Raw genomic sequence first — 11,846 nt, forward strand, 5'->3', positions numbered from 1 at the left:
TATCTGTACAGGGCGGGAATCCTCGCGGACGCCGCCCTTTTTTGTGCAAGAGCATTATGCAAAGCAGCAGCAACCTGTTTCCCGTCGCCCTGATCAGCGCTGAACGTCGTGGCGACCTGAGTGAAGATGTGTACCGCCTCAAACCCGGCAACAGCCCCGACGGCACCGTCGAGCTGGCGGTTACCCGTCTGGGCCTGGCCGATGTGCCGGAAAACCGCGGCATCCCGGTTATCCTGTTGCATGGCAGCTTTTCCAATCGGCGCTTCTGGTACTCACCCAAGGGCATCGGCCTGGGGGCTTACCTGGCGCGCCTGGGGTTTGATGTATGGATCCCGGAAATGCGCGGTCATGGCCTGTCCAAGCGTAATCATGACTACGTCCGCAACCGTGTGGCCGATTATGCTCGTTATGATTTGCCGGCCATTGGCGCGTTTGTGCGCGAACAAAGTGCGCAGGTTCCACACTGGATCGGCCATTCCCTGGGCGGCATAAGTTTGGCCGCAGCCCTGGGTGGGCGGCACCTCGGCGCGCCGGCGGTGGCTTCCGTGGCGCTGTTTGGCTGTCAGGTTAGCCGCACCCATTGGCCGTTGAAACTGCCACCGGTGGAATGGACGGGGCGCTTGCTGTTGAAACGTTTCGGCGAGCTGTCCGGCTCGCGTTTCAAGCGCGGCCCGGAGGACGAACCGGCAGGCGTGTTGATCGAAGCGATGCGCTGGAATGGCCTCTTTGGCCGCTTTGGCGAAGGTAAGCATGATTGGTGGAAGGGCTTGGCAGAGGTCGAGGTACCGCTGTTGGCCGTCAGTGCCGCCGGCGATCATCAAGACCCCGACTGGGCGTGTCGCAAATTGTTCGAGCAGGTGGGTTCCGCCCATCGCCAATACCTGTGCCTGGGTCGCCAACAGGGCTTCACCGGGGATTTCGGGCACGTTGAAATGCTCGTCAGCAAAGCTGCCCAGGCTGAGGTGTGGCCATTGGTGGCGCAGTGGCTCAAAGATCCGCTCACACCGCTGTTCGGCACGCCGGCCGAGGTGTTGGCCAGGGTTTGAGGCAGCGCTCTACCAGGGGCGTTTCGCTCCTGTGTGGTTGCGGCTAAGCTATGACGCGTTAAACGCTTCTGGTCATATTCAGTCGCTTCGTCGCTCTTGCGTTGCGGCGCAGCGGATGGGATGTTTCGCACCTGCCCTGGCGGGCGCTTCTTTCGAAAGACACCTCTTTGACAGAAAGGAATTTTTCAATGAACCATTACGTGACCCCCGACCTGTGCGACGCCTACCCGGATCTTGTGCAGGTGCTGGAGCCGATGTTCAGCAATTTCGGCGGCCGGGATTCCTTCGGTGGCGAAATCGTCACCATCAAATGCTTCGAAGATAATTCCCTGGTCAAGGAGCAGGCCGACCAGCCTGGCGCCGGCAAAGTGCTGGTGGTCGACGGCGGTGGCTCCCTGCGCCGCGCGCTGCTGGGTGACATGATCGCCGAGAAAGCCGCGAAAAACGGTTGGGAAGGGCTGGTGATCTACGGCTGCATCCGTGACGTCGACGTGATCGCCCAGACCGACCTGGGGGTGCAGGCCCTGGCCAGCCACCCAATGAAAACCGACAAACGGGGTATCGGCGACCTGAACGTAGTGGTCACCTTTGCCGGCGTGACGTTCCGGCCAGGTGAGTACATCTACGCCGACAACAATGGCGTGATCGTCTCGCCAAGCCCGTTGAAAATGCCTGAATAAGACAGGGGTGAGGATGTTCGAGGAAGAAAACGCGCAATGGGGGCTGGTGCATGCCCTGGTGCTGGACGGTAAAGGCGGCGCGCGTTCGATTGCCCGGACTGAACTCGATGAATTGCAACTGCAACCCCATGAGAGCCTTTGGCTGCATTGGGATCGCAGCCACCCGCAAACCCAGACCTGGTTGCGCAAATCCAGCGGGTTGAGCGAGTTCGCCTGCGACCTGTTGCTGGAGGAGAACACCCGGCCGCGTCTGTTGCCGTTGCCGGAGTCGCAGTTGCTGCTGTTTCTGCGCGGGGTCAACCTCAACCCGGGAGCAGAACCGGAAGACATGGTTTCCGTGCGCATCTTCGCCGCGGCCAGCCGTGTGATCTCCCTGCGGTTGCGCCCGTTGCGCGCCACCGATGAGTTGCTGGTGCAACTGGCAGACGGCAAGGGGCCCAAAACCGCGTCTGAACTCATCCTTTATATGGCGCAGTACCTGACCAATAAAGTGCAGGATCTGGTCTCCGACCTGTCTGAAATCGTCGACGCCGAAGAAGAAAAACTCGATACCGACGAACGGTACACTCCGGAACACGGCAGCATTCTGCAGATCCGTCGACGAGCGGCCGGGCTGAAGCGATTCCTCGCCCCGCAGCGCGATATTTTTGCCCAACTCACGCGCATCAAATTGCCCTGGTTCTGTGACGACGATGCCGACTACTGGAACGAATTGAACAACAGCCTGACCCGCTACCTGGAAGAGCTCGAACTGACCCGAGAGCGCGTGGGGCTTGTGCTTGAGGCCGAAGACCGGCGCTTGAGCGTGCGCATGAACCGCACCATGTACCGCTTCGGGATCATCACCGGGATCTTCCTGCCGATGAGCTTTCTCACCGGTCTGCTGGGTATAAATGTGGGTGGCATTCCGTTCTCCGCCAGCCCCTATGGATTCATGATTGCGTGTCTGTTGATGGTCTCGGTGGCGCTTGGACAATGGTGGCTGTTTCGACGATTGCGCTGGGTTTGAGCTGAATATGAGCTGAACGTAGGAAGGGCACCATGTGACCCGAAGAATTTTACCCTCGTCTTTTAAATCACTTGCGAGAGGTCTTTATGCACGATCCGTTCGAACAGTCTTTGCGTGACATGCTCAATGCTTCGCCGTCCAACCGCGACGACGATGCGTGCCTGGGCCGCGTATTGAAAACCGCCAACCGTCAGGTGGGGGCGGGAGACCTGTTCGGTCTGCTCGGCCGCTGGGTGCCGGCGCTGATGATGGCCCTGAACAACGGTTCAGCCCACGTATCGCCTGTTTCGCGTCGTAAACCTCTTGCTCGCACTGCTGATAAGGCTGATTGAATATGGAACTTGATCTCTGGACCCAGAGCCTGGTCACCGCGATGACCGCATTGTGGACCAAGGTGGCGAATTTCATCCCCAACCTGTTTGGTGCCCTGGTACTGGTGCTGCTGGGCTTTGTCGTGGCCAAGCTGCTCGACACCCTGCTGTCCAAATTGCTGGCCAAGCTGGGCCTTGACCGTTTGATGGCAGGCACCGGCCTGACCAAACTGCTGGGGCGGGTCGGGCTGCAAGTGCCGATCTCGACATTGATCGGCAAGATCGTCTACTGGTTTGTTTTGCTGATTTTCCTGGTTTCGGCGGCTCAATCCCTTGGACTTGAGCGAGTTTCAGCTACGCTCGACATGCTGGCGCTGTATTTGCCGAAAGTTTTCGGCGGCGCGCTGGTACTGCTGGTAGGTGTTTTGCTGGCGCAACTGGCCAATGGCCTGGTGCGTGGCGCCGCCGAAGGCGTGGGGCTGGACTATGCCGCCGGCCTGGGACGTATTGCCCAGGGGCTGGTCATTATCATCAGTATTTCGGTCGCGATCAGCCAGTTGGAGGTCAAGACTGACCTGCTCAACCATGTGATTGTGATCGTTTTGATTACCGTTGGTCTGGCAGTTGCGCTGGCCATGGGCTTGGGAAGCCGGGAAATTGCCGGTCAGATTCTTGCGGGAATCTATGTGCGTGAGTTGTACCAGGTGGGCCAGCAGGTGCGTGTGGGCGAGGTCGAAGGGCAAATCGAGGAGATCGGCACGGTCAAGACGACGGTGCTGACCGATGACGGCGAGCTGGTGTCGCTGTCCAATCGGATTCTCCTCGAGCAGCAGGTCAGTAGCCGCTAACCCGGCACCCTGCTAATGTACGCCGCCGCGAGCCCGGCTGACCGGGCTGTGGCGGACATTGACCTGACTGTCGGCACGACTTGTTTTGAATAAAGCCCAAACGCTGTCCACGCGCTATGACCCCCGTGAGCTCTCTGATGAGGAGTTGGTCGCGCGCGCACACACGGAGCTGTTTCACGTCACTCGCGCGTACGAAGAATTGATGCGCAGGTATCAACGCACTCTGTTCAACGTTTGTTCAAGGTATTTAGGGAACGATAGAGATGCGGACGATGTCTGTCAGGAAGTGATGCTCAAGGTGTTGTACGGCCTGAAGAACTTCGAGGGCAAATCGAAGTTCAAGACCTGGCTCTACAGCATCACGTACAACGAGTGCATCACGCAGTATCGCAAGGAACGGCGAAAGCGTCGCTTGATGGATGCTTTGAGTCTGGACCCCCTTGAGGAGGCGTCTGAAGAAAAGGCGCCGGCACCCGAGGACAAGGGCGGGCTCGATCGCTGGCTGGTGTATGTGAACCCGATTGACCGCGAGATTCTGGTGCTACGTTTTGTCGCAGAGCTGGAATTTCAGGAAATCGCTGACATCATGCACATGGGTTTGAGTGCTACAAAAATGCGCTACAAGCGTGCTCTAGATAAATTACGTGAGAAATTTGCGGGCGAGACTGAAACTTAGTGCGTGGCAAATATCTCTTACGTGTAGGCAAGTTCTGTTAGACTTGTCGCCGAGTTGTCCCCCGGTTTGTGGGACTGCTTTACAATCACCAGATGGGGATTTAACGGATGAAACTGAAAAACACCTTGGGCTTGGCCATTGGTTCTCTTATTGCCGCTACTTCTTTCGGCGTTCTGGCACAAGGCCAAGGCGCAGTTGAAGGCGAGCTGTTCTACAAGAAGCAGTACAACGATAGCGTCAAGCACATCGAAGACGGCTTCAATCCTGGCGCTCGCATCGGTTACTTCCTGACCGACGACCTGTCCTTGAACCTGTCCTACGACAAAACCAACCACACCCGTTCGAACGACGGTACTGGTAACCAGAAGATCAAAGGCGATACCGGCAGCCTCGTTGCCCAGTATCACTTCGGTCAAGCTGGCGTAGACAGCCTGCGTCCATACGTAGAAGGCGGTTTCGGTCACCAGAGCCGTACCAACGTGCTGGCTGACGGCCACAGCGGTCGCGACCACACTACCTTCGCTACCGTCGGTACTGGCGTGAAGTACTACTTCACCAACAACCTGTACGCTCGTGCCGGTGTTGAAGCTGACTACGGTCTGGACAACGGCAAGTGGGACTACTCCGCACTGGTCGGCCTGGGCGTGAACTTCGGCGGTAACGCTGGCGCAGCTGCTCCAGCTCCTACCCCAGCACCAGCTCCAGAGCCAACTCCAGAGCCAGAAGCTCCAGTTGCTCAGGTTGTACGTGTTGAGCTGGACGTTAAGTTCGACTTCGACAAGGCCGTTGTTAAGCCTAACAGCTACGGCGACGTGAAAAACCTGGCCGACTTCATGGCTCAGTACCCGTCCACCAACGTAGAAGTGGCTGGTCACACTGACTCCGTAGGTCCAGACGCTTACAACCAGAAGCTGTCCCAGCGTCGTGCTGACGCTGTTAAGCAAGTCCTGGTTAAAGACGGCGTGGCTCCTAGCCGTGTAACTGCTGTAGGTTACGGCGAATCCCGCCCAGTTGCTGACAACGCAACTGAAGCTGGTCGTGCTGTTAACCGTCGCGTAGAAGCGTCGGTTGAAGCTCAAGCTCAGTAATAACTGAGTAGTAGAAAAAAGCCCGGCTCAGGCCGGGCTTTTTTTCGTCTGTAATTTGCCTCAAGGTGCATGCATTGATTGGTGTGTGGCATTGCGCCGATCGATCGTTCCCACGCTCCGCGTGGTAATGCATCCCGTGACGCTCTGCGTCACCTGTACCCATGGCGGGACGCGAAGCGTCCCAGGCGGCGTTCCCACGCGGAGCGTGGGAACGCCGCCTGGGCAGCCTGTGAAAGTCGCTGTGCCTCAGGCGCTCGCGGCTTGCGCCAGGCAGGCGACCTGTCCAGGTGCGGCGACGCGGCCGATCACCAGGATGGCCGGGCTTTTCAAGGCAAACGCCTGCGCATCTTCGTACAGGCGCGACAGCTCGCTACGGCATTCCCTCTGCTGGGGCAGCGATGCATTTTCGATCATCGCCACCGGCATGTCCGCTGCCATCCCTCCGTCCAGCAATTGCTGGCGAATTTCCTCCAGTTTCGCCACGCCCATATACACCACCAGGGTGGTCCCGCCCTCTGCCAGGGCGCGCCAATTCAGGCTGCTGTCGTCCTGGGTATGCGCCGTGACCAGCGTCACGCCACGACTTACCCCGCGCAGGGTCAGCGGCACAGCGCAATTAGTAGCCCCTGCCAGCCCCGCCGTAATCCCGTTGACCAACTCCACCTCGACGCCCCGTTCGCGCAACCACATGGCCTCTTCGCCACCACGCCCGAAAATGCATGGATCTCCGCCTTTGAGGCGCACCACGCACTTGCCCTGGCGCGCATAACGCAGCATCAAGCGGTGGATAAAATCCTGCGGGGTCGAGCGACAGCCGCCGCGTTTACCCACGGTGATCACCCGCGCTTCAACGCAGTGTTCCAGCACTGCCGGGTTGACCAGGTCGTCGATCAGCACCACGTCGGCTTCGTGCAGGGCGCGTACAGCCTTGAGGGTCAGCAGCTCCGGGTCGCCGGGGCCTGCGCCTACCAGCCAGACTTTTGCGTTCATGGGTTTTTCCTCGTCCAGGGATGACGTCAGCTGTGAAAAAGTGAGTACAACAGCACCAGGTTGATCAGCATCGAGAACAGCCCCAGCGCGCGCCAGACCTTCAGGGGTTCACGCTCCAGCAGTGGCCTGGGGCGCACGCTCAGCTCCTGCCGGTCAGCCTGTTCAAGCACAAGCAGCCATTCTTCGGCGGTCTCATAGCGATGCCCAGGCTGGGCGGCCAAGGCGCGCTCCAGGCTGAGGGGCAGCCAGTCCGGCAGATCGGGGCGATAACGGCTGGCGCTGACAGGTTGGGTGAACCTTGGCCGTTGGAAAGCCTCGATTTCACCGTAGGGGAAATGCCCTGTCAGCAGGTAATACAGGGTGACGCCGACGCTGTATAAATCCTGCTGGGCCGTAGGACGGTCGCCATTGAACGCCTCGGGTGCGATAAAACTTGGTGTGCCCGGCAGCTCATGATCGTGGTCCTGCGACAGGCCTGGGCAGTACGCCAGGCCGAAATCCAGCACCCGCAATTCGCCATCGTCGCCCAGCAACAGGTTTTCCGGCTTGATATCGCGGTGCAGAATCTGCCGCCGATGCAGCATGCCCACCGCCCTTAGCAAGCGTTCGGCCACCGACTGCCATTGCGCCAGGGACAACGGACCTTCACGCTCGAACAGTTCGGCCAGGGTCTGGCCTGCATACTCACGCATCACGTAGTACAAATGCTGGCGACCGCTGCCCACATGCACTTCAGGAAACGCCCGCCCGGCAACCCGGCGTAGAAACCATTCCTCCGACAGCAATGCCTGGCCGGCTTCGCGGTCGTCGTCGTGGCTCAACGGCAGGGTTTTCAGCAGCCAGGGTTGCTGCTGGGCGTCCCGCACCCGGTACAGTAACGATTGCCGGCTTTGCGCCAGAACGCTTTCCACCTGCCAGCCTTCAAAGTGCTGCCCGGCTTTGAGCAGCGGTGGCAAGGGCCATTGTTGCAGTTGCACCAACGCATCGCCGAGCGTGGCGGCGCCGAGGGTGTCGACGCGTATGAGCAGGGCGCTTGCATTGTCCTGGCTGCCGGCCAGGTGTGCGGCGCTTACCAGCGTGTTGACCGCCAGCGCCAAGTCCGTTTGTTCGCGCAAAATCCCACGGATACTGCGGTCGCCAAGGGTCGCCCACACACCGTCACTGAGCAGCAGAAAACATTCGCCTTCGCGCAATTGGCCATCGAGAAAATCCACCACCAGGTGCTGGTCCAGGCCGAGGGCGCGCTTGAGCACATGCTGCATGCCCGGTTGCTCCCACACGTGGTCTTCACTGATGCGCTGCAATTGGTCGTCGAACCAGCGATAAGCGCGGCAATCGCCGACATGCGCCAGGGTAAAACGCTGGCCACGAAACACCAGCGCGCTAAGGGTAGTGAGCAACGGTTGACCACCGCCATTGGCCTGCAGCCAGCGATTTTGTGCCAGCAGCAAACGTTCCAGGGCCTGGGCCACGCCCCAGGTTTGCGGCGTGGCGTAGTAGTCCAGGGCCAGGGCCTGCAAGGTCGAGCGCGCAGCCAGGCCACCGTCGGCGCACTGGCTCACGCCGTCCGCCATGGCGCACAGGTAACCTTTGCTCGCCGCCAGTTCGGCCACGGGGGTGACGACCCGCAGCGCGTCCTGGTTTTCCGTGCGCGGGCCGATGGCGCTGGCCTGGGCGACGCTCAGTTGCAGGCTCATCAGACCCGCGCAGCCGTCACGGCAGCCGAGCCCCAGGTGGTTCTCCAGCGACGCTTCACGCCATGCAGGCCGAACCAGGCCAGCACGCAAAGGCTGGCAAACAGCCAGAGCGCCATTTGATAGCTGCCGGTGCTTTGCTTGATCGCGCCCATACCCGCCGCCAGGGCGAAGCCGCCAATACCGCCGGCCATGCCGATCAGGCCGGTCATCACGCCGATTTCGCGACGGAAACGCTGGGGCACCAGTTGGAATACCGCGCCATTGCCGGCACCCAGGCCGAGCATGGTGCAGACGAACAAGGCCAGCGCGGCGTATGAACTCGGCAGGTTGAAACCCACCGCCGCGATGCAGATCGCTGCCACGCTGTACATGCCCAGCAAGGTACGGATCCCACCAAAGCGGTCCGCCAGCGCGCCGCCCAGGGGACGCATCAGGCTGCCGCCGAACACACAGGCGGCGGTGTAATAACCGGCGGTCACCGGGCTCAGGCCGTACTGGTCGTTGAAGTAACCGGGCAGGGCGCTCGCCAAGCCGATGAAGCCGCCGAAGGTCACGCTGTAGAAGAGCATGAACCACCAGCTGTCACGGTCGCCCAAGGCTTTGAAATAGTCGGCCATGGATTTGGCTTTTGGCCGTTCAGGGGCATTGCGCGCCAGCCAGGCAAACACGATCAGGGTCAGCACCAGCGGGATCAGCGCAAAGCCGAACACGTTGCTCCAACCGAATGCGGCCGCCAATACAGGCGCCAGCAACGCGGCGAACACAGTGCCGGAGTTCCCCGCGCCGGCGATGCCCATCGCCTTGCCCTGGTGTTCAGCCGGATACCACTGGGAGGCCAACGGCAGCGCGACGGCAAACGATGCGCCGGCCATGCCGAGGAACAGGCCCAGCAGCAAGGCTTGCTCGTAAGTGTGAATCCCCAGTTTCCAGGCGCCGAACAGCGCGCAAATCACGATCACCTGGCCGATCAGCCCAGCGGTCTTGGGCGACAGCTTGTCGGCCAGCATGCCCATCAGGAAGCGCAATATCGCACCGGCGAGGATAGGCGTCGCCACCATCAACCCGCGCTGCTGAGTGGTCAGGTGCAGATCGGCGGCGATTTGTATCGCCAGCGGGCCCAGCAGGTACCAGACCATGAAGCTCAGGTCGAAATACAGGAACGCGGCAAACAGGGTCGGGGTGTGCCCGGATTTCCAGAAGCTTGATTTCATCACGCACCTCAACGGTTGGGGTCTTGTAAGAAGGCCTGGGGCCCCACTGACTGGGGCCAAAACGAAAAAACGCCGCCACCGGGTTCGCGAGGGCAAACCGGGTGTGCGACGTCTTTGTCGTGGAGGGGCAACCGCCGTTGGCTACCTGTGATGTTTACTTAGCAAAAGCTGAGCCAATAACGTGGAGGGCGGGACGCGGAGCGTCCGAGGCGGCATTCCCACGCGGGAGCGTGGGAACGATCATCAGCCGAGCAATTCGCTCATGGCGATAATCTGCTCCGCCACCTGAATCAGTTTCTGCTGGCGGCTCATGGCCTGGCGGCGCATCAGGGTGTAGGCCTCTTCTTCGTTGCAGACTTTCATCTTCATCAGCATGCCCTTGGCCAGCTCGATGCGCTTGCGCTCGGCCAGTTGCTGGTCTCGGGCCTGAAGCTGGGCGCGCAAGGCCTGGTCGCTTTCGAAACGGGCCATGGCCACATCCAGGATCGGTTGCAGGCGCTGGGCCTGGATGCCTTCGACGATGTAGGCGCTGACCCCGGATTTGATCGCCTGGCGCATTACGTCCGGGTCGTGCTCATCGGTGAACATCACGATGGGCCGGGGTTGGTCGCGGCTGACCAGGACCACTTGCTCCATCACATCGCGCCCCGGTGACTCGGTATCGATCAGGATCACGTCCGGGCGCACCGTTTCGACGCGTGCGGGCAGGTCAATGATCAAGCCGGACTCATCGATCACCTCAAAGCCCGCCTCGACCAGTGCCGTGCGCAGGCGGCCGACCTTGCGCGGGGTGTCATTGATCAGCAGGATTCGCAGCATGGAGGTCCTCCTGTCAGCGCCAGGCTTGGCGGTGAGTGGTATCGGCCAGGGCGTGCAGGCGAAAGCTTCGGGCATAACCGGCAGGGTCGGAACCGTCCCAAGTCTTGCCGTCGATCAACTGGCTGCTGCGCATGTTCTGGTTTATGGCCGCAATACCCAACGCGTCGGCTGCCTGGCGATACAACGTCAATTGCTGCACTTGGCGCGCAACGTCGAGATAGTCCGGGTCTTCGCGCAAGAGGCCCCAGCGCCGAAACTGGGTCATGAACCACATGCCGTCGGACAGGTAGGGCAGGTTCACCTCGCCACCGGCAAAAAAGCGCAGGGCGTGCGGGTCCTGCCACTGGTTGCCCAGGCCGTCGTCGTAGGCGCCCAGCAGGCGCGGCTCGATGCAGTCGAGCGGGGCGTCGAGGTACTCGCGGCCACTGAGCAACTGCGCAGTGGAGCGGCGGTTTTCGCGGCTTTGCTCGATAAACCGACTGGCTTCCAGGATGGCCATCACCAGTATCCGCGCGGTGTTGGGGTATTGGTCCACGAACGCCTGGGTGCAGCCGAGTACCTTCTCTGGATGGTTGGGCCAGATCGCTTGGGTCGTCGCCAAGGTAAAGCCCTGGTTTTGCCGCACCGCGCTGGCGCTCCAGGGTTCGCCGACGCAAAACCCGTCGATGCGCCCGGCTTGCAGGTGCGCAATCATTTGCGGTGGCGGAACCACCACGCTGTCCACATCCTGCAGCGGGTGGATACCCTGGCTTGCGAGCCAGTAATACAGCCACATGGCGTGGGTGCCTGTGGGAAAGGTCTGGGCGAAGGTCAGTTTTGTTCGGCTTTGGTGCACGTGGCGGTCCAGTGCTTCAGGAGTGATCACCCCTTGTTGCTGCAGACCGTGCGACAGGTTGATGCTCTGGCCGTTCTGGTTGAGCCCCATCAGTACGGCCATGTCGATGGGCGCGACGCCGCCGATGCCCAGATGCACGGCATAGATCAGCCCGTACAGGCTGTGGGCGGCATCCAGTTCGCCACTGACCAGTTTGTCGCGCAGGTTGGCCCATGACGACTGGCGCTTGAGGTTCAAGGTCAGGCCATGGAATTGCGCGAAGCCCTGGGTGGCGGCCACTACTATCGAGGCGCAGTCGCTCAAGGCCATGAAGCCAAGGTCCAGGCTGCTCTTTTCCGGGGCGTCACTGCCGTTGACCCAGGCCAGCGGGTCGTTCATCGGGCTGTTGCCAACCGAATCGTTCATCAACACCTACCTTTTCTTTCAAAAAAAAGCGTCGTTCCCTCAGATGGCGCTGCAAGCCAATGCGGGTAACGACGCCTTTGTCCGTAGCCCGCTCCGCCGTTGGCGCGTGCTCTGATACAGAGTTCATAGCAAGGCACATGCCACGGATGGCAAGGCCTGGATGGCCGTCAACTTTCCATCAAGATTGAAACCGGGCGGCCTTTCAGTATGGCCGCACTCTCATTGCTCGAC

12 protein-coding genes are annotated in these 11,846 nt (G+C 60.7%); 7 read left to right on the forward strand and 5 right to left on the reverse strand.

Going from position 1 to position 11,846, the window contains the following annotated elements:
- Positions 1-56 precede the first annotated feature (56 nt).
- The 7 genes from ACLH0H_RS16580 to ACLH0H_RS16610 all read left to right on the forward strand — a co-directional run bounded on the left by ACLH0H_RS16580 (position 57) and on the right by ACLH0H_RS16610 (position 5,658).
- Positions 57-1,046, forward strand: coding sequence for an alpha/beta fold hydrolase (locus ACLH0H_RS16580; protein ID WP_411378823.1), 990 nt, complete (start codon positions 57-59; stop codon positions 1,044-1,046).
- A gap of 188 nt (positions 1,047-1,234) precedes the next feature.
- On the forward strand, positions 1,235-1,726 hold the full coding sequence (rraA, locus tag ACLH0H_RS16585; RefSeq protein WP_010208490.1) for a ribonuclease E activity regulator RraA: 492 nt from the start codon (positions 1,235-1,237) through the stop codon (positions 1,724-1,726).
- A gap of 13 nt (positions 1,727-1,739) precedes the next feature.
- A complete protein-coding gene (locus tag ACLH0H_RS16590) occupies positions 1,740-2,735 on the forward strand; it encodes a zinc transporter ZntB (protein WP_411378824.1) in 996 nt (331 codons plus the stop codon).
- Between the two features lie 86 nt (positions 2,736-2,821).
- Positions 2,822-3,067, forward strand: coding sequence for a hypothetical protein (locus tag ACLH0H_RS16595; RefSeq protein WP_025854229.1), 246 nt, complete (start codon positions 2,822-2,824; stop codon positions 3,065-3,067).
- A gap of 2 nt (positions 3,068-3,069) precedes the next feature.
- Positions 3,070-3,894: a mechanosensitive ion channel family protein gene (locus ACLH0H_RS16600; RefSeq protein ID WP_411378825.1), complete on the forward strand. Its 825-nt coding sequence runs from the start codon at positions 3,070-3,072 to the stop codon at positions 3,892-3,894.
- A gap of 85 nt (positions 3,895-3,979) precedes the next feature.
- Positions 3,980-4,570 (forward strand): RNA polymerase sigma factor SigX, encoded by a 591-nt coding sequence (gene sigX, locus ACLH0H_RS16605; RefSeq protein WP_076949502.1) that lies wholly within the window; start codon positions 3,980-3,982, stop codon positions 4,568-4,570.
- Between the two features lie 107 nt (positions 4,571-4,677).
- Complete coding sequence (locus ACLH0H_RS16610; protein WP_411378826.1) at positions 4,678-5,658, forward strand: OmpA family protein; 981 nt, start codon at positions 4,678-4,680, stop codon at positions 5,656-5,658.
- Positions 5,659-5,904: 246 nt separating this feature from the next.
- Here ACLH0H_RS16610 and cobA read toward each other — a convergent pair whose 3' ends face one another.
- The 5 genes from cobA to ACLH0H_RS16635 all read right to left on the reverse strand — a co-directional run bounded on the left by cobA (position 5,905) and on the right by ACLH0H_RS16635 (position 11,615).
- The gene (gene cobA / locus ACLH0H_RS16615) at positions 5,905-6,648 is read right to left on the reverse strand and encodes a uroporphyrinogen-III C-methyltransferase (RefSeq protein WP_411378827.1); all 744 of its coding nucleotides are present in this window, start codon (positions 6,646-6,648) and stop codon (positions 5,905-5,907) included.
- A 26-nt stretch (positions 6,649-6,674) separates the two neighbouring features.
- Positions 6,675-8,345 (reverse strand): protein kinase domain-containing protein, encoded by a 1,671-nt coding sequence (locus ACLH0H_RS16620; RefSeq protein WP_411378828.1) that lies wholly within the window; start codon positions 8,343-8,345, stop codon positions 6,675-6,677.
- Positions 8,345-9,556 carry a nitrate/nitrite transporter gene (locus ACLH0H_RS16625; protein WP_076949498.1) on the reverse strand — a complete coding sequence of 404 codons (1,212 nt, stop codon included), beginning with the start codon at positions 9,554-9,556 and terminating at the stop codon, positions 8,345-8,347. Before ACLH0H_RS16625 ends, ACLH0H_RS16620 begins: the two co-directional genes overlap by 1 nt.
- Positions 9,557-9,799: 243 nt before the next feature.
- Positions 9,800-10,375, reverse strand: a complete 576-nt coding sequence (locus tag ACLH0H_RS16630) for an ANTAR domain-containing response regulator (RefSeq protein ID WP_411378829.1) — start codon at positions 10,373-10,375, stop codon at positions 9,800-9,802.
- Between the two features lie 13 nt (positions 10,376-10,388).
- The gene (locus ACLH0H_RS16635) at positions 10,389-11,615 is read right to left on the reverse strand and encodes a CmpA/NrtA family ABC transporter substrate-binding protein (RefSeq protein ID WP_411378830.1); all 1,227 of its coding nucleotides are present in this window, start codon (positions 11,613-11,615) and stop codon (positions 10,389-10,391) included.
- Between the last annotated feature and the right edge of the window lie 231 nt (positions 11,616-11,846).

This window comes from Pseudomonas sp. MPB26, assembly GCF_046605355.1.
Lineage (GTDB): Bacteria > Pseudomonadota > Gammaproteobacteria > Pseudomonadales > Pseudomonadaceae > Aquipseudomonas > Aquipseudomonas cedrina.